Source organism: Ohtaekwangia koreensis (genome assembly GCF_900167975.1).
In the GTDB taxonomy this organism is placed as follows: Bacteria; Bacteroidota; Bacteroidia; order Cytophagales; family Cyclobacteriaceae; genus Ohtaekwangia; species Ohtaekwangia koreensis.
The window spans coordinates 115,251-134,693 of record NZ_FUZU01000001.1; the positions used below are offsets into that span (position 1 = coordinate 115,251).

At 41.5% G+C, this 19,443-nt stretch carries 10 protein-coding genes; 4 read left to right on the forward strand and 6 right to left on the reverse strand.

The annotated features are described in order from the left end of the window. Positions 1 to 61: 61 nt before the first annotated feature. The 4 genes from lipA to ruvA all read right to left on the reverse strand — a co-directional run bounded on the left by lipA (position 62) and on the right by ruvA (position 9,342). On the reverse strand, positions 62 to 949 hold the full coding sequence (gene lipA / locus B5Y40_RS00510; protein WP_079684759.1) for a lipoyl synthase: 888 nt from the start codon (positions 947 to 949) through the stop codon (positions 62 to 64). Positions 950 to 1,026: 77 nt separating this feature from the next. Further along, positions 1,027 to 1,401, reverse strand: coding sequence for a glycine cleavage system protein GcvH (gcvH, locus tag B5Y40_RS00515; RefSeq protein WP_079684760.1), 375 nt, complete (start codon positions 1,399 to 1,401; stop codon positions 1,027 to 1,029). A gap of 110 nt (positions 1,402 to 1,511) precedes the next feature. Beyond that, the gene (gene sov / locus B5Y40_RS00520) at positions 1,512 to 8,744 is read right to left on the reverse strand and encodes a T9SS outer membrane translocon Sov/SprA (protein WP_245840448.1); all 7,233 of its coding nucleotides are present in this window, start codon (positions 8,742 to 8,744) and stop codon (positions 1,512 to 1,514) included. 4 nt (positions 8,745 to 8,748) lie between these two features. Beyond that, a complete protein-coding gene (ruvA, locus tag B5Y40_RS00525) occupies positions 8,749 to 9,342 on the reverse strand; it encodes a Holliday junction branch migration protein RuvA (RefSeq protein WP_079684762.1) in 594 nt (197 codons plus the stop codon). Between the two features lie 529 nt (positions 9,343 to 9,871). Between ruvA and B5Y40_RS00530 the strand changes: the two genes are divergently transcribed. From B5Y40_RS00530 to B5Y40_RS00545, 4 genes are all read left to right on the forward strand, one after another. Continuing rightward, positions 9,872 to 13,249, forward strand: coding sequence for a TonB-dependent receptor (locus B5Y40_RS00530; protein ID WP_079684763.1), 3,378 nt, complete (start codon positions 9,872 to 9,874; stop codon positions 13,247 to 13,249). A gap of 108 nt (positions 13,250 to 13,357) precedes the next feature. Next, positions 13,358 to 14,191 (forward strand): glycerophosphodiester phosphodiesterase family protein, encoded by an 834-nt coding sequence (locus B5Y40_RS00535; RefSeq protein WP_079684764.1) that lies wholly within the window; start codon positions 13,358 to 13,360, stop codon positions 14,189 to 14,191. A 159-nt stretch (positions 14,192 to 14,350) separates the two neighbouring features. Next, entirely contained in the window at positions 14,351 to 15,790 is a 1,440-nt protein-coding gene (locus B5Y40_RS00540; protein WP_159453572.1) for an MltF family protein, read from the forward strand. Positions 15,791 to 15,900: 110 nt separating this feature from the next. Continuing rightward, positions 15,901 to 16,737: a hypothetical protein gene (locus B5Y40_RS00545; RefSeq protein WP_079684766.1), complete on the forward strand. Its 837-nt coding sequence runs from the start codon at positions 15,901 to 15,903 to the stop codon at positions 16,735 to 16,737. A 17-nt stretch (positions 16,738 to 16,754) separates the two neighbouring features. On the opposite strand, the gene B5Y40_RS00550 is transcribed toward B5Y40_RS00545, so the two are convergent. Continuing rightward, the gene (locus B5Y40_RS00550) at positions 16,755 to 18,104 is read right to left on the reverse strand and encodes an FAD-dependent oxidoreductase (protein ID WP_079684767.1); all 1,350 of its coding nucleotides are present in this window, start codon (positions 18,102 to 18,104) and stop codon (positions 16,755 to 16,757) included. Further along, positions 18,104 to 19,369, reverse strand: a complete 1,266-nt coding sequence (kynU, locus tag B5Y40_RS00555; RefSeq protein ID WP_079684768.1) for a kynureninase — start codon at positions 19,367 to 19,369, stop codon at positions 18,104 to 18,106. The genes B5Y40_RS00550 and kynU overlap by 1 nt, the downstream gene beginning before the upstream one ends. Positions 19,370 to 19,443: the final 74 nt, after the last annotated feature.

A 19,443-nucleotide genomic window follows, 5' to 3' on the forward strand; every position in this document is an offset into this window, starting at 1 on the left:
ATAATGATAATAGAAGATGATATATACTTAGAAGACAGTATATATCATTTTAATTTGAGTGCTAATCCAAAGGAACATTAACATGTCGCTCGGCATGATAGCTTGAACGTACTAATGGTCCTGACTCTACATATTTCAATCCGCGTTTCAATCCTTCTTCCTTATACATTTCGAACGTATCAGGGTGAATAAACTCCGCTACTTCCAAATGCATTTTGGTAGGCTGTAGATATTGGCCAAGCGTAAGAATCATCAATCCGTTAGCGGCAAGATCGTCCATTGCTTTGAATACTTCTTCTTTTGTTTCACCGATGCCAAGCATGATACCAGTCTTGGTACGCATACCGGCTTCACGAATTCTTTTTATTTGTTCGAGGCTTCGTTCATATTTCGCCTGTGGACGAACCATACGGTATAGTCTGCCCACCGTTTCCATGTTGTGTGACACTACTTCCTGCTTGCCTTCTATCATTCGATAGAGCGCGTCCCAGTTTCCTTTTGTATCCGGAATTAATGTTTCGATGGTTGTTTCAGGACTTACTTTTTTAGTTTCAACAACGGTCTGATACCAGACTTCAGCACCACGATCTTTTAATTCATCACGATTTACAGAAGTGATTACAGCATGTTTCACACCCATCAACTTGATTGCCTCAGCAACACGCTTGGGTTCATCCATATCATATTCTGTTGGTCGGCCTGTCGCAACCGCGCAGAACGTGCAGCTTCGGGTACAGACATTTCCGAGAATCATGAACGTTGCTGTTCCTGCACCCCAACACTCGCCCATGTTAGGACAATTACCACTCTCACAAATTGTGTGAAGTTTATAATTGTCAACCAGCTTACGCACTTTAGCATACTCTGGTCCAACCGGAAGTTTTACACGTAACCAATCTGGCTTACGCTTGCGGGTCTCTTCCTGCGATATGACGGGTAATTCTATCATGATGAATAGTTAATCGTTATCAGCTATCCATTATCCACATACTAAATGCGTGGATAACTGATAACGTTTAACGGATATTACTTTCCAATAAGTTCCTTGTATTGTGCTGCTGAGAGAAGTTCGTCAGTAGAACCGCTGATTTGTACTTTGATCATCCAGCCATCTCCGTAAGGATCTTCATTTACTTTTTCAGGGCTGCCATCCAATATCGGATTCACTTCCAGTACTTTACCTGCAACAGGCATATAAAGATCCGATACCGTTTTAACTGCTTCTACGGTTCCAAAAATATCATGTGCTGCAACATCCTGACCTACGGTAGCGATATCAACATACACGATATCACCCAGCTCACTTTGTGCAAATTCGGTAATGCCGATTGTTGCTGTGGTGCCTTCGATTTTAATCCATTCGTGGTCTTTGGTGTACTTCAGTCCTTCCGGGATGTTCATGAGTTATTACGTTTTTAGGTGCCGGCAAAAATAAGCAAAGTTTATAGGTTCCAAAACGTATTCAGGATGCAAGATTCATGCATTGCCGAATCCTGCATCCTGATAAGGTTTTATTGCGCGAGGCTGAATCGAACCTGTGCCCCGAACCGTGTGGTAGCCCTGCGGTATGAGTTGGATACCAACGGCTCGTTGATCGTGCGTTCAAAGTATAACTGAATGTTGAGTTTTTGATTTACAACGTAGCTTACATTCGGACGAAGCTGGAAGTTGATGTTACCGTTGGTTACGATGTTCAATTCATCAATTTTCCGCTGGATGGTTTTCGTATTGGCAACGGTAAGGTTCATGCGGAACGTAACATCATTCTTTAATACAACGGTACGACCCTGCGTTTTGAACGGAAGCCTCATGTTGTTTTTAGTATATCCCAATTCGAATGAGAAATCTTTACTGTTTAGTTCAGTTATCTGTGCGTTCGAAATGTTCAAGGAAAGATCACGTTTCGTTTTATACTGGAAGTTAGCAGAGAGTCTTCCCTTCGTACGCATATTTATGCCGATCAGCGGTGAGAATTGTTCGGAGATCAACACCTGACTAATTACATATACCGGTACCAGTTTACCTCCCACTGTATTCGGAAAATATCGGGTGTTATAATCGGTGATCGGACGGTCGAGCGTTAATTTCTCTGTTTCTGAAAACTCAAGTGAGTTGTTATAATTCAATACTGAATAAGACGATTGATATGCGTGAGAAAGTGTTATAGACTGAAATATATCTTTGAAGGCGCTGAGTTTATTAAGCCCCGCATAATCTATACGCCAGTTTGGTAGTGGTGTTTTTGGGAAAGGAGATAAACTCATGGTGTTTACATCACTGCCGGTATATGCAGCGATGAATGCAGGAATGAGTACATCCTGCGAAGTTGTATCGTTCTCACTGCCACTTGCGAAATCCAATCGTCTTTTCATTTCAAGCAGATTGTTTTCGAAATCTTTAAATACAGACGACTCTACATCGCTGTTGCTTGAGTTGAAAGCCGTCTTGATGCTGATCGTAGAAATTCTATAGCTACCGCTGCGGTTAGGACTCAGGTCGCCAAAAGATATATCGTTGCCAATCGTAATCGTATCACGGTATATAGATTGGAACATGCTGGTAACTTCTTTTTTGATATCAAGTTGTATTTTGAAATCGGTAGCTGGTTCAACATTGGCACGGATCGAAATGTTTTCGTTCCTGATCTGACTAAAAGGAATTGATAGTTCTCTGTTTGTTGTCAACCATCCGTTGTCAGATGCTTTTTTCCTGATATCAGGATCCTGGCTTCCCAGCACAAAGCCCCAACCGGGTGCATTCCAGTCTCCGTCCATTCCCATGAATTTTGGTTTCGGAGCAAAGCCCGGAAGTATAGTGCCTTCCGTTAAAGTATAGGTACCATTGATAGAACGTACAGACATGAGCATTCTAAAGAAGCCTTTCACAAGACCTGGTATTTCTGCAGGAGCTTTTACCGTATCTGCTTTTGCCTGTGGTCGCGCTTGTTGAGCACGTTGTGCTGCCGTTAAAGGTTTCTTCGGTGTGTTAAGTTCTTTTAAGAATTTGATCTTATTATATAGTCTGACGAGATCAATCTTTCCGGAGAAATTCTGATCGCGACTATTCTGAATTGTGTTTTTGAAATCGTACGCGTCATCAAGGTCAACAATGGTCGAGTCCGCTCTATCAGGACGATTTATAGGCCCGGCCTTCCAGTTGTAATTAACCTGATAACGATAGTCAGCCCCAAGCCAGTCCGTTGCAGGAATCTTATCAAGAGGCAAAGTATAATTCAATGTTATACTCTGATCAAAATTTTTCATCCGTCCAAACCGCTTCAGGTTAGTCCACACACTATCTTTCTTTTCCTGAGTATCAAGCTCACCATCCGGTTCATCAATAATTGCATTGGCCCGCGAGTTATACTCCAGCGATAAGTTTTTCGATAAATTCCAACGCACATTGTATTGACGATCGAAAGTGAAATACTTCATGAAGTTTTCTGGAGATGAAATAAAGCCTCCCTGACCATCCGGATTTCTATATACATTTTTCGTGAATGAACGATTCAGATCTGCCCGTACTCCTATACTACTGGGCATCAAACTAAAGTTGAAGTCCTTGATAAGTTTCAACCACGGTGATGATAATCCTTTAGAGTCTTTGAATGGTTCTATGCCGGTAGCTTTAGGGCTATAGGTATATGCTATAGATCCCTTCTGCTGCTTTTGAAGTGCTTCCTGCGTGTTAAAGTTTTTGCGTACGCGATCGCTATAGGAATAACTGAATGCAAAGTTTTCAATATCCCATATATGGGAAGGCGCATCAGGTTTTACTTTAGTCTTCCGCACGTTCACAAAATTTATACTTCGCCCGACTGTCTGGTCGCGCACAATGTTGAGGTAGTTTGCGCGCTGCTCCTCATTAAAGGACTGCAGCGCAGCGTCCAGTTTTAAGTCAGGGTTGGCAGGATCATATAAAGGCGTTATCGTATTTTTCTCATAACTGAGGAACATTGGTATCTTGATACCGGTATTACCCGGTAATAGTTTATCTACGTTTACATTCGCAGATATGTCATACCCCGTAGCTTCTTCGCGTGTACGTTCAAAAATCTTGGAGCTTACACCACCAAATCCAAAACTTGTATGACGAACGGCTCCCGTTATAGTAGCGAAGTCAGCAAGCTTTGCATTGATCGTAGCGTTAGCAGCCCATCCGGGAGTTCGGTTGAAATCGGTTACGCGCATTTCGTTTGCCCAGATACAGACCGGGAAAGAGCGCTTGTCATCCGATCGTGGATTACGAACACCAATCATGAGTGACTGTACACTTGTTAAATCAGGTCTTCCGAAGATGCGAATCTTATGTCGTCCTACTTCTCTTCCCTGAATCGGATAAAACTGATTCATAGAAACATTGTTACGATCGCGATCAGCTTTTAATCTATATAGTTCATCCAGTGCAAGATCGATTTCATTTTCTTCCGGCCATATGGAGCGCTCAAGATCACCCGTGACTGGAGTGGATGTAATTTTGAGAGGAATTTCAATTTCATAAAAGTTTGAATCCAGATCTTTACCGAGACGAAGGAATACACGAAGATTATCATCTGTAGCAACTTCACTATGTCCATGGAAATACATTTTGATTCGGCCGTAGTTGAATAAGTCTACAGACATATTCTTATACATAGCACGGGCATCACCATCTTTAATATCATCTGCGCAGAGCTGTGAAGATTGTTCGTTGAGTTGACGAGGTACTGAAGATGTAGCATCACGATCACGCACAACTCCCGGAGGAATAACATACGGCGGTTTGTTTTCATTTCCTGCACCATTCTCTTCCAGATTCACAACCGATACCATGAAGTCATCTTGTGTTTCTTCATAATCAGGTACAAGTCCACCTTCTTGCAGGTTGCTGGTATATCTTCTCCAGCGACTGCCCACCATGCGGAAGTTTGCCATACGCAATACGATAGGATCTTTAAATCCTGTGAGCAACATACGTACATATTTAATAGACTTGAATCCTTCAATGCCACCGTATTGACGCTCGGGTACACGTACCGGAATCCGGAATAAATACCAGGTAACACTTTCATCCGAATTGTTATCCTTCGTGGTGATTTCATCAACTATATATTCACGACCTGTTCGCAGTTGGCCTGGTAACAGGTTCATGTCATACTCATAGTATTCTTCCAGTTCGCTTAGTGTATTGTCAGCGTTCAGATCTTCATTGTCAGGGATTGTAGTAGCAGCTTGTGCAATCAAGTCACTTCCCGAAATGATAGGAGAGTTGCCATCCAGACCATTGAAGTCTTTATACCGTTGTAGAATTTTTGCGTTCACATTGTCGTACTGTGTATCGAAGTAATACCGGAAGTTATCGGCTGATGGATCACTTAAAATTCTCTCACGCTCACCTGCAGGAACACCAGGGCTGTTGATGAAGTTGTCGAACTTGGCAACTTCTTCGGTTGCAGAAAGACCATCCAATCCTACATCTTGATTAACACGGGAGTTAGGATCGTTGTCGAAAGAATTTGTAAGGTACTGCTGCGAAGTAACATAGCCCCATTGGCTTGGAGTAACAGCCCCCGCTGCTTTATCTCCGTTAGGCGGTAATCCATTTTCGAAAGCATGTTTACCATCCAGCATGAGATCTTCAGACATACTCCCCAGTTGGAATACGAGTTTACCTCCCGTTGCACGCTTCGGAACTCCGGTGCCATCTTCGATTACACCATTATTGGTTTGAATAAATGGATCGAGCATCCAGAACTCTATATATTCAATATTCGCTTTATCGAAATCTACTTCAGTACGAATGGCTGTCGTTATACCAGCCCAGTTGTTTATAGGATTGTTAAGGAAACCATTTAAGTCTGGATTGTAATTATAAGGACCGCGTTCTTTAGGATAGTATGCGAGATCAAAAATCTGCTCATAAAAAATACCTTGATTCAATTGACGGTTAGGGAATATTTCTTTTGGACCAACCGCTCTTACATAGTGATTTTTTAAATCGTCTTCAGTGATGTTATCAGGTTTGAATCTTCCACCGGTACGGTAGAACTGATTGTCGACTGAGTACCATGCAAGCTTGGCGCGTTTGTATCCGGATTCAACACTTTTAAGATCGCCTGTCAATCCATATAGTCCATTGGTAGTCTCTGGTGTAGCTGCAAGCTTCCAACTTTGAGGGTTCATTAATGTATAGGGCGTTGCGGCATTTTCAAAATCATCTATATAGGCAGTGCCTTCACCATCAATAACATTGGAAGTTCCTGGTATTAACTGCGCAAATTCCCCTGTGATGTTTACAGTAGATTGCTCTTTCGTTTGAAGAAAAGGAAGTGCATCTACAATCTTGGTGAGCATGCGGCTTTTCTTATTCACATTAAAGTCGAAGCCGTATTGCATATTTCGTGCGGGCTCTGTGCCGATCTGGTTACGACTAATGATAGGCCGCTCGTTATAGTATAAGAAGGTAGAACCTAAATTTACATCTTCATTTAATTTATAGTCGAGTCGCGTTCCTAACAAGCTTCGCGTTTGAAATGCAAACGGATCGGATTGCTCATACTGTACTTCAATATTTTTGCCGGAGCTAAGAATGGCATCGTTCAGTATTGTGACTTTACCAAAGGTATAGTCAACCACATAATCAGTTCCTTCATTCAGAGGTATACCGCCTGCGAATAATTTTACGGAGCCCTGCGATACACCGAACCCGGGAATAAGAATTTCTTTTGATGAACCTGCGCTATAGGTTCCCATTAAATAGAATTTGTTTTTTGTGGCAAACAATTCTGCATCTGCCTTGGTCGCGTTATAAAGTGTATCGTACGAGTATTTTTGAATCAGATAATCCTCAGTCGGCTCATTTTTGAAAGATTTACGAAGTCCGGCTCCGAAGGGCTCCAGGAATGGAAAGATGATAGCCCCCGTCTGCGTATTGATTGTAATGTTTTCTACAAAGTCGAAATTACCATCACGCCCCGGGTCGTTCACAGGATTGAGTCGATCGAGTCCTAATATTTCAACCAGCTGTTTATCCTTCAGTGTCGAAGAACCATCTTGTAACTGCGGGTTGTTTACACCACTTCGTGCATCGCGATACACGATGCGCAATTGAAATCCATCCCGCGAAAGCTGGCTTACATTCAGGTTGTAAATATTTTTCATCATCAGATTCCAGGTTGGAATGATGCGTCTTGATTGATCGCGAATAGCAATCTTGCGTGGCCTTAACAATTTCAGGAAAATAACTTCTTCATCTTTCCGGTTCGCATAATCTTCTGTTAACTCCCCGACTGTATAGGGTTTTCCTATATAGGTATATTGATACGCGACCGCCAACACTTCGTCATTCTGAAGTTTACGCGTGAGTGTGATATAGCCTAATTGAGGATGGAATGTGAATTCCGTTGAATTAAGTTTTCGGGCTCCGGTTATTTTTTCAAAATCAGTACCGTTGTTGTTATCTCCTGCAAAATATCCTTCAAGTGTCTGGTTGATGCCATCAGGTGATCGGTCTTGTTTAGTTAAAAAATCAAAAAGCTTATTTGCATCATTTGAGTTTGCAGGTACAGATTTGTTGTTACTTTCAACAGCGCTGTTATAAATGGTTCTGCCTTCCCCTAAATCCATAAGGGCAACCGCGTTGCGAAGCGTTTGGGTGTCGTTATTTCTGTTGAGTACATATACCTCAACACGCGTAACGTTTACATTCGAGATGATCTGTGGAAGATTGGCGATTGATCTTTCATAATTGTCACGAAAGAATTGCCCCAGGAAAAAGTGACGGTTATCATCATAGTTTGAAGCTATAATTTCAAAAGGTCTTCCTTGTCCGCTGGTGCCGGCACCACCCCCTATATCTATAGACGATGCTTTACCACGCTGTGTAGTAGCAATGGTAGTTACGTTAAGTTTCCCAAATTGCATCTGCGCTTTTATACCAAACAGGTTCTGCGCACCTTGTATCAACGTGTTGTTTAAAGGCAAGCTCACGTTACCGATCTCAAGCTTTTGAAGTATATCTTCCTTGAAGCCGGTATATTCAACCTTCATGTTGTTTTGAAAGTCGAAAGAGTTGTTGTTGTCGAAGTTAGCGGTAACAGCAAGCTTTTCTCCAATCTTACCCACTACACTCATGTTGATCTGTTGATCGAACTCAAAGCCACCATTTCGTTGCTGACGTATAGGTAGTGTAGGATTATACATGCGTTGGAACGATGCTCCAAAGTCAAGGGTAACAAAACCACGCGGTACTAACTCTATATAACTTCCTCCGAAAATTCTGTCGAGCACCGGGCTCAAAAATATTTTAGGTACAAAGCCGCGTCCACTCACCGGGCTTTCTCCGTCCTGCGCCTTCGCTCGCCCTTTCCAATAACTCTTTAATATTTGTCTGTCCTGATATTGTTTAAATTCTTCAAACGACATACTTGAAGCAGGACGATAATTGAGATCACCAATTTTTTCGTAGATGGTATAATTCTGAGCCGTATCTATTTCTACATCCAGCTTCATCTGATTAGGATCTTTCAGATAAAGTGGTGATTCACTTTGGCGATTTGAAAATGGATCTCCATACCGATCTGCAGGTCGGTAAGTCGGGCGCTTGTCAGGACGATAAGGTGTATTCTTTGTAGTGTCGGAATTTACGCGCGTAGTGTCTTGCCGTTGAGCTAGAGCTTCATCGGTAAGCGTGAAGAAGCTGAGCCATGCAATAACGAGGCGGCCAAGCTTAAGGGCAACGTGGGGTTGTCGAGTAAAGACTCTCAAACGTCTAGGCGTTTTTTAGGGCTTGTTTAACTAAATCTTCTAATGTAATGGTATTTCCTGATTTTTTCAGGGCGGCATCAACACTTTTCTCTGCTACTAATTTAGGTAGTCCTAACGTAAGCAAAGCTGATAACGCCTCTTTACGTAAAGTATTGTGAGGGCCGGAAGAAACAGAAGTCTGAGTCTCTTCCCAACTTTCTTTCTTAAGCTTATCTTTTAATTCTATAATTACGCGCTGTGCAGTTTTTCCACCAATGCCTTTTATACTTTGGAGTGCTGCTGCATCTTCTTTTACTATAGAAGACTTTAGCTCGTTACTGTTCATGTAGGAAAGCATAACCACTGCAGTACTCGGGCCAACACCATTTACAGAAATGAGTTGCTGGAAAAGTCTCTTCTCGGATTCACAGCTGAATCCAAACAATACGTGGGCGTCTTCGCGAATGGAGAGGTGCGTGAAGAGCATTATATTCTCTTGCTCTTTAATATCTGAAAATGTCTGCAACGAAATGTGCACCAGGTAGCCTACGCCATTTACATCGATCACAACATGCGTTGGATCTCGATGCACGAGTCTTCCTTTTAGGAATGCGATCATAGTTTAAAAAATAGAGGTTGTTTTGGGTTTACAAAGATTGCAAAAGAATCGAAACCAAAAAGTTCTGTGATCAGGTAGTGAATTGCGTCCGGCAAATGCATTGCACGTCTCATGAAAGTAGTAAGGATAATTTAAAAAGGAGTAAGGTAAATAGGGTGATGATTACCTATAGCCGATCGAAGAGCTGAAGCGTTGAGAGGAAACTCAAATAGTTTTAGAGGAGAAATTAAAGCGACAACCAACGAATTTATAAAAGTATTTTCCGCTAATCGTGGTATGCAAACGATGTAAGAAAAATTCCTCAAAATAAACTCTGAGGTCATCAGACCAATAGAAATTATTTCTTTAACATTAGCCTAAATAATTATTTGTCAAAAGGTTAACTGGAGTATGGTGTATGTTGACAAGAGGGTTTGTTAACTTATTGTAAACAATTTGTGGAAAGATTTAAACGTGCTTTAAAGTTTAATTCTTGATGTTCGGGTATTTTTACGCGCTCTAAAAACCATTAATCTAAATCCAATAAAGTATGAGGAGAATTCTACCATTAACCTTAGCCTTGATGCTAACGGCTTTAACAAGCTTGTTTGCGCAGGTTACAACATCCTCCATGGCGGGGGTCATTACCGATGCCAAAGGAGAGCCGCTGCCCGGAGCTACAATTCTGGCAGTTCACACACCTTCAGGAACAACTTACGGAACAACAACATTGGCAGATGGTCGCTATACTTTGCCAGGTATGCGCGTTGGCGGACCTTATTCTGTTAAAGTAACCTTCGTTGGATACAAAGAACAGGCTTACGATAATATATATCTTAATCTTGGTACAAAGGCCGACTTGAATGTAAAACTTACTGATGAGAGTACAGAATTACAGGAGGTTACTGTAGTAGGTAACCGAAATGATATATTCAGTTCGGATCGTACGGGTGCTGACATCTCCTACGGGAATTCAGCTATTAACAGTTTGCCCACCATCGGCAGAACAGTTAACGACATTGTAAAGTATAACCCATACAGCAACGGACGTTCTTTTGCCGGACAGGATAGCCGCTTCAATAACTTTACCATTGACGGTTCAGTATTTAACAATGGTTTTGGTTTGGGAAGCTCTGCTCAGGCAGGTGGTCGTACAGGTACTGCAGCTGTATCGCTGGATGCACTTGATGAAATTCAATTGAACATAGCACCTTTCGATGTGCGTCAATCAGGTTTTACCGGTGCTGGTATAAATGCCGTGACAAGATCGGGTACAAATGATGTAAATGGTTCTGTTTACTATCTCTTTAGAAATAATGACCTGACTGGTACAAAAGCTGACGGAAGAAAACTCAACAATGTTAACATCGATGAAAAAACATTCGGTGTTCGCATCGGTGGTCCAATCATTCCTAACAAATTGTTCTTCTTTATTAATGCTGAGCAATTTGAAAGTAGCACGCCTGCACTTACATGGCAAGCTAATCGCGGAACCACGGGTGGTAACATTTCACGCGTGCTTGCTTCAGACCTGGTAGATCTTGGTAACTTCATGAGCACCAACTTTAATTACGACATCGGTGCTATTGATAATTTCAATAACGAACTTACCAGTAAGAAGGCTATTATTCGTCTGGATTATAATATCAATAATCATCACAAACTTTCTGTACGTTACTCACATCACAATTCTGAATCAGGTCAGCGTATCAGCGATAGTAACAGTAGTAACACTGCTGGTTTCGGAAATCGTACCAACAGTGCTCTGGCTATCTCTCCTGAGAACACAGGCTATATAATTCAGGACAATACACGTTCTGTTGCTGCTGAGCTAAACTCAACCTTTGGTAGTAAAATCGCCAACAACCTTGTTGTTACCTATAACAAGCAGATTGAAGACCGTAAGTATAAAACAGGTATGTTCCCTACCATCGAAATATTGGATGGTGATCTGGATGTACCACAGGGAAGTGTTTATACCACCCTCGGCTTCGATCCGTTCACGCCAAGTAACAAGTTGAATTACTCTACATTCAACATTACCGACAACTTCACTTACTTCTTAGGTAAACATACTTTCACACTCGGTCTTTCGTATGAGTTCTTTACATCAAACAATTTGTTCTTCCCAGTATCAAACGGCTTGTATGTATATAACTCGATCTCCGATTTCAAAGAAGCTGCTTTAGCGTATAAGAATAATACGGATGGTGGGGTTTCTCCTGTAAACGTAGAGAAGTATAACCTGCGCTATTCATTGTTGCCAGGTGGTGCAGAGCCATGGCAAAAACTAAATGTATCTACCTATAGCTTCTATATACAAGATGAATTCCAGGTCAACGAACAGTTTAAATTAACCGGTGGTATCCGTGGTGATGTGTTTGCATACGACAACGGTACAGCTGCTGATTTCTACAACCCGATTGTTGGAGCAATGACTTTCAAGGATGAAGATGGTAAAGACTATAGAGTAAATACAGGTGCTTTTCCGAAAGCACGTTTACTGATATCGCCAAGAATTGGTTTCAACTATGACTTGAAAGGTGACAGAAACACACAGTTGCGCGGAGGTAGCGGATTGTTTGTATCACGTATACCACAAGTACTTGTGTCTAACCAGCTCGGAAACAACGGTGTGAATACCGCTGTAATAAACGTAACCGATGTTACTTATCCTTTCAGACTTAGTCCAACGGAACTGCCTTCCGGTATAATACCAACCAGTACAGACATCAGTACACTTGCTCCGTATGCTGTTAACGCAACGGATCCTGATTTAAAATACCCGATGATCTGGAAGAGCGATATCGCGGTTGATCAAAGATTACCATGGGGCTTGGTAGCAACTGCAGAATTTATCTATAACAAAAACGTGCAAGGTCTGCGTTACATCGATGCTAACCTCAAGGCTGCCGATCGTAATTTTACAGGACCTGATGACCGTGATCGTTTCCCTGCATCTGGTGTGGCTAGCTCAGGTACAGGTGCTAACAATACTGTTGCTCAGGCACGTTTCTATAATCCTCAGGTTTCTAACGTGTTTGTGTTGAAGAACACCACAAAGGGAAGCTCTTATACTGCTACTTTCAAATTGGAGAAAACAGTTACAAAAGGTTTTGGTGGAATGGTTGCCTATACCTATGGAATGGCGAAAGACATTCAATCTGTTGGAAGTACAGTACAGGCAAATATACCTACCGTTGCAGGTCAGAACTACTTGACTACATCATATGCTGATAATGACCTTCGTCATCGTATCAGCGGTTACGCAAGCTATAGGCTCGAGTATGGAAATAAGATCGGAGGTTCTACTACAATCTCTCTTGGTATGGTATCTACCAGCGGTTCTAAAATTTCATATACTTACCCAACCAGTGGTGGTGGTAACGACTTGAATGGAGATGGTCAGAACAATGATTTGCTTTATGTTCCTAACCAGGCTTCAGAACTTCTGTTTGCTCCTATAGCCGCTTCAAGTTCATTTGCAGGTGCATCACCAGCAGATCAACAAGCAGCATTCGATGCATACATTGAAGGAAACGATTACCTGAAGACACGCCGAGGCGAGTATGCTGAAAGAAATGGTGGTTACTTCCCTTGGTTAACAAGATTTGACTTGACTATCGTTCAGGAGTTCAGTGTTAAAATCGGAACGAAAGAAAAAAGAAATACAATTCAACTTCGCGCAGATATACTCAACGTTGGTAACCTTATCAACGATAAGTGGGGTGTAAGCTACCAGGCAACAACAACCAGTCCGTTAACTGTGGCAAGCATTAACGCACAAGGTCAGCCTCTATACCGTTTGGCAACGCAAACACAATCTGATGGTACAACTACATTGCTGAAAGATTCTTTCATCAAAGGCGCTACCATTGATAACGTTTGGCAGATGCAAGTCGGTGTTCGCTATATCTTTGGAAACTAGTTTTTTCGTAAATGTTCAATATGGAAAAGGGCTCTTCGGAGCCTTTTTCTTTTTGTAGTCTTGTATATAGTAGCGCTATAGTTAAATGTATTTGAAGCGATTAACGAGATGAAAAGTAAAGCAATTGTTTTTGTTCTGTGTGTGCTCAACTATTTAGCGATGGCACAGCCGCATGATTTTTTATCCAAGGGAAAGGACACGGTGTTAATCTGTGGACATAGAGGAGGTTTCTATAACCAGTTACCTGAGAACTCATTGATAGCTATTAAATATACCGTATCCCATTGTAACATAAAGCCGGTAATAGTAGAAGTGGATATCCGGAAAAGCAAAGAGGGTACGCTATATGTCATGCACGATGAAACTGTGGATAGAACTACCAATGGTGTTGGCAAGATTTCTGATCTTAGTAACGCCTATCTGAATACACTATACCTGCGAACTTCATCTGGTGAATTAACGAATGAACTTATACCCACGTTTGAAAAAGTATTAGCCTATGCGAAAGCAAACGATGTTGTGTTGATGCTGGATATAAAGGATGATGTATGGGAAGAGACTATTGAATTGGTAACGCGATATGATTTGATTAAAAAATGTATTGTGCTTACGTTCGACCCTGCAATGACTTCAAAGGTATATAGTTTGTCCGATGCGGTTGCGATTTCTTTTCTCGCTAAAGACGAAGCATCGTGGAAGAGTGTTCAGAAATCAGGTATATCGAATTCTAGTTTAATAGCATATATAACATCATCTACAACGGGAGCATTGATAAAGGAGTTTCAGCGGTTCAAAATTGCTATGATGACTGATGCGAGTGAATCTAATAGAAATAATGCGGCTATATATCCGGCTGAATTCTATCTGGAAATGATTGCTAAAAAGCAAATTGATATACTCATTACAGATTTTCCGGTAGATGTATCACAAAAGTTGAAATGAGAAATATATAGTGTTATTGTAAGGTATATTTAGTGTAATTATTTGCGTATAGATATACCGTTGTATTGCGGTTTTTTGTTTTCAAATGAAAGCCGTAACTTTGATTTTACTATGTTGGTTTTAGTACGATCCTGGTCGAGAGTTTGTCTCCTCTCAATCGTGGCAATTTCCTGCAATCCGCCTCAAAAAGAAGCTTTTCCTTCTGAACCGGCGGTTAGACTGGACCTCCATGCCATTCGCGAACGCGGTTATATAAATGCGCTCGTAGATAATAACTCCATTAGCTACTTTATATACAAGGGCAAGCCGATGGGATATGAATATGAATTGCTGCAAGATCTTGCAAAACACTTGAAAGTTGGGTTAAAAATTAAAGTCACCAGTGGTGTAGAATCTGCAATAGATCAATTAAATAAAGGTGAAGGTGATATTATAGCTTTTCCGCTAACGATCAATAAGCCGCGAAAGGAATTAGTTGCATTTACACGGCCGCATTTTAATACATACCAGGTGCTTGTACAACGCAAGCCTGTGAACTGGCGCAAGTTGAATGAAGATCAGATTAATGCGTCGCTCATCCGAACTCCATCCGCGTTGGGAGGTAAAGAAATACACGTCATTAAAGGTACCAGTCACGCGATGCGGATTAAAAATCTGTCAGAAGAGATCGGTACAGATATACTTGTTAAAGAAGATACACTGAATTCTGAAAGTGAATCGTTGATCAGAAAAGTTTCTGTTGGTGAGATAGACTATACCATTGCCGATCACACCATGGCACAAGTGAATGCTGCATATTATCCTAATCTGGATGTAAGTACTGTGCTAAGTATACCACAACAGATTGCTTGGGCTGTACGTAAAAATTCTCCAGAGTTGTTAACTGAAATTGATGATTGGTTGCTTCAGATAAAAAAGAGGCCAACCTTTATGGTAATTTATAATCGCTACTTTAAAAGTCCACGCACATCGTTGATACGCATGAAGAGTGACTACTTCTCTTATGGTAGTAATCGTCTTTCGCCGTATGATGATCTCATTAAAGAAGGTGCCAAAAAATTGCAGTGGGATTGGCGTTTACTCGCTGCCGTTGTATATCAGGAATCTAAATTTAATCCAACTGAAGAGTCGTGGGCAGGTGCACGCGGATTGATGCAGTTGATGCCTGAGACCGCGAAGCGCTTCGGAGCAAAAAATGTTAATGATCCAAGGCAAAGCATGAATGCCGGTGTTAGCTATTTAAAATACCTGGATCGATACTGGAAAAAATCTGTGCCGGATTCTGTGCAACGTCTGAAATTTATTTTAGCATCCTACAACGCTGGACTTTCACATATACTGGATGCGAAAAAACTATTGCGCAAGTATGGTAAAGACAAAAGCGTTGCCGTGTGGGATGATAATGTACAATACTACCTGCTAAAAAAATCTGATCCTGGATTTTATCGTGACCCTGTTGTGGCTGCCGGATATTGCAAATGCGAAGAGCCTGTAAACTATATACAGGATGTCTTCGAGCGTTATGAGGAGTATAAAATACATATCAAAGACGATCTTTTTGATGAAAGTGCTATTCAAAGTGTAGTAACTTCAAATTGACAAAGTATATACTGTATATATAGTAAGCGTTGGAACGTATTTAAAAGTTGTTGCATAATCAACTTTACCTTGATAACTTTTCTTAGTTAAATTTTAAAAACCCTCTTTTTATGAAAACCATCAAAATGATGATGGGGTCAATGCTATTGCTTTGCCTCATCCTGATCTCGTCATGCGATCCATCGCATCCTTGTCGCACTTGTCGTATCGATAAAGTTTATTGGGAAGATGAATGGCATAAAGCCTACTACAGTAGTTCCGGAAGACTGGTGAAGCTCGAAGCTGAAGGAAGTAAAATTCTTTTTCAGTACAACGGATCGGATCAATTGATAAGTGCAGAGATATATACTGGTGATCCAGCACCAGAGTATAGTTTCGATTTTACACACGGCCCTTTTGGTATTGTAGAGTCGGATGTGTATGATTCCTATGGATTCCGAAGGCATTTTGATTTTCACTACGCTTCTCCAACGGTTGTAGACTATCTTGTTGAAAGCGAATATGGTGGAGGTGCTGGTGATCCTCCTACATTTGTAATACAGAAAGATCTGACATATGGCAGTGGAAATGTGACGTTTGTAAGTGGAACTGTAAATGGCAATCCATTCACTGGGTATACCGGGTCTGCTTACGACAAGAAGACAAATCCGTTTAAGTTATTGGCACATGCTGTGGGTAATCCTGTATTCTTTCCGGTGTGTAATATCGTGTCTTATCCGGTAATGCGGTATGATATCTCATTCCTGAATCTTTTCTCAAAGAACAATCCAGGTAAAGGTATATATGAAGTGCCGGTAGGCGGTGGCCCCGAAGTTCAGCAGCCGCAAGATTTTACTTATGTGTATACATCATCGTATGTTGAGTCGCTTGTATGGAATGATGATCTGGCAGGCACCAATAAATATGCTTTCTCTTATAATTGTGGCTTCTCTTCAGCAGAAGATTGATATGTAGATATCTCGGACTATAGCTCCCGTTGAAGTGATTCAGCTATAGCTTTAAAGTCCAAAGACTCCCATTGATCCTGTATTCCGGGCCTGCTCATTACTTCGTTCATGATCTTTGTTTGTAAACGACTGATGGTGTAGGCTTCGGAGTATCGGACGTGGTCATGAAATGTAACCATCGAGTATAGCGGAATCCATTTTTTGGGATATAGCGTGTGAAGTTTCGCTTCAATTTTCTTTCGCAATAAAAAATCTGCATCTGCCACAAGGTCACGCATCTCTACAAAATTATCAAGAGCCAGTTTCGCTATAGCGTCAGCGTCAGGTTTGCGTTGCTTTTGGAATTCAGGTAATGCAATATCCCAATGGTCATGATGCTTGTCCAGTAGTGCATTTAGAATTCTGCAATCTTCAAAACCAGCATTCATACCTTGTCCATAAAACGGAACGATCGCGTGTGCAGCATCACCAATAAGAAAAGTTTTGTTGCGTACCCAGGGAGAACATTTTACAGTAACAAGAGAAGAGGCAGGATTCCTGTTAAAGTCATCCAGAAGAGAAGGCATCAGCTTCGCTGCATCCGGAAAAGTAGTCTTGAAAAAGTCTTCTATAGCACGGTCGGATGTCAGCGTTGCAAAGGAAGGAGAGCCTTCAAAGGGAAAGAATAGTGTACATGTAAAGCTTCCGTCCGGGTTGGGAAGTGCAATCATCATGAAGCTTTGGCGTGGCCAGATGTGCAGTGCCTTTTTTTCAAGATGAAATGCACCCGCTATACCGGCAGGTATATGAAGTTCTTTATAGCCATGCTCTATATACTCTTGAGAAAAATTAAATCGTTCCGAGAATTGCATGGTTTGCCGTACAGCAGAAAAAGCTCCATCAGCACCAACCACAACATCAAATGTGTGCGTTGATATATGATTTTCCGGAGACATTATCGTGATGGAAGTCTTGTCAGTATCAACATGCGTGATACGTTGATTGAAGTGAAAAGAAACACCGGATGCCTCGGCCTTGTTGATCAATACGATGTTGAGATCACTTCGCGATATAGAATTAATGAACTGTCCTTCTTTACCGTACGGTTGAAAGGTAAGATTGCCTTGCAGGTCGTGCATCATACGGCCATGCATCGGGATCGCTACTTTTTTTATAGCATCTGCCAATCCCACCTCCTCAAGAGCTTTGAGGCCGCGTGTACTGAGTGCCAGATTAATAGAGCGTCCTGCTTGTAATGTATTCTTTCGCATGTCGGCCCTGCGCTCAAATACCGAAACCTTATAACCCCGTTTACTTAAATATAGGGCGAGCAAAGAACCGACTAATCCTGCTCCTGCTATAGCGATAGCTTTATTCGCGGTTGCCATCAGATTAAGCTGTTCAGAATTTCACCCACCCTGTATATATCTTCAAATGAATTATAGAGCGGAACAGGCGCTATGCGGATTACATTGGGTTCTCGCCAATCGGCAATGATCCCCGCTTTGTTTAACTGCTGAAATATTTTTTTGCCGTTTTGTTTCATGAAGATCGAGAGCTGGCCCCCGCGCTCTTCCGGATTAGCAGGTGTAATGATTTTTAATGTGTTCTCAAGCGGATCGATGTCCTTTAAAATATATTCGAGGTAGGAGGTAAGTGCTACGCTTTTCTTACGCAATGCTTTTATACCCGCCTCATGGAATATTTCTAGTGACGCCAGTAAAGCTGCATTTTGAAATATAGGTACATTTGAAAGTTGCCATCCATCCACACCTTTCATCGGTTTGAATCCTTTTTTCATCCCAAAGCGCTCCTTTTCATCATATCCCCACCAGCCTGCAAAGCGTGGCAGTTCCGTATTGCTTTCATACTTCTCGTGTATATAGGCACCGGCAATTGCACCCGGCCCTGCGTTTAAATATTTATAGCTACACCATACTGCAAAATCGACCTGGTCTTTGTGAAGATTTAGCGGAACATTACCCACTGCGTGTGCCAGGTCAAAGCCTGCTATAGCGCCCACGCTATGAGCCGCGGCTGTAATTTTAGGTATATTAAAAAATTGACCTGTATAGTATTGAACACCTCCTAAAATTACCAACGCTACTTCGCGTCCATGCTCTTCAATCGCGCTAACAATATCTTCTGTTCGCAATGTGAACTCTTCTTCCCGTGGTTTAAGTTCTATTAATACCTTGTCGGGATTTAGTCCATGGAATTTTATCTGTGTTTCAAATGCATATTGGTCCGATGAAAACGCGCCAGCCTCCACTATAATTTTATAACGCTCAGTAGTCGGTGTATAAAATGATACCATCATCAAATGTAAATTAACCGTGAGCTGGTTCATGGCGATTACCTCCGAGGGTTTAGCGCCTACAATGCCTGCCAATGTTTTCTTGGCAAGTTGATGGTGGTATATCCATGGCCTCCTGGAATGAACATGTCCTTCTCCGCCAAGCTTTGCCCAGTCCTCTAGCTCCTCGTTTATAAACTGTTTTGTTGTTTTTGGCTGAAGTCCAAGCGAGTTTCCGATGAGGTAGATGGCCTGCTTGTTATTTGCTTTCGGAATCAGAAACTTATTCCGGTAGTTACGAAGTGTATCTTCTTTGTCAGATTGTTTAGCGAACTGAAGTGTATTCTTAAATTTCATATTTAAAGTGTAGTCTTTGAGAGATGGATTTTTAAGAGGTATAGATGAAAGATAAGTTTTGATATATAGTTAAT

Bases quoted from the DNA above. Each gene is read 5' to 3' on its own strand.
- gcvH (WP_079684760.1), bottom strand. From the start codon at position 1,401: ATGAACATCCCGGAAGGACTGAAGTACACCAAAGACCACGAATGGATT.
- B5Y40_RS00535 (WP_079684764.1), top strand. From the start codon at position 13,358: ATGAAAAGTAAAGCAATTGTTTTTGTTCTGTGTGTGCTCAACTATTTA.
- B5Y40_RS00530 (WP_079684763.1), top strand. From the start codon at position 9,872: ATGAGGAGAATTCTACCATTAACCTTAGCCTTGATGCTAACGGCTTTA.
- lipA (WP_079684759.1), bottom strand. From the start codon at position 949: ATGATAGAATTACCCGTCATATCGCAGGAAGAGACCCGCAAGCGTAAG.
- ruvA (WP_079684762.1), bottom strand. From the start codon at position 9,342: ATGATCGCATTCCTAAAAGGAAGACTCGTGCATCGAGATCCAACGCAT.
- kynU (WP_079684768.1), bottom strand. From the start codon at position 19,369: ATGAAATTTAAGAATACACTTCAGTTCGCTAAACAATCTGACAAAGAA.
- B5Y40_RS00550 (WP_079684767.1), bottom strand. From the start codon at position 18,104: ATGGCAACCGCGAATAAAGCTATCGCTATAGCAGGAGCAGGATTAGTC.
- B5Y40_RS00545 (WP_079684766.1), top strand. From the start codon at position 15,901: ATGAAAACCATCAAAATGATGATGGGGTCAATGCTATTGCTTTGCCTC.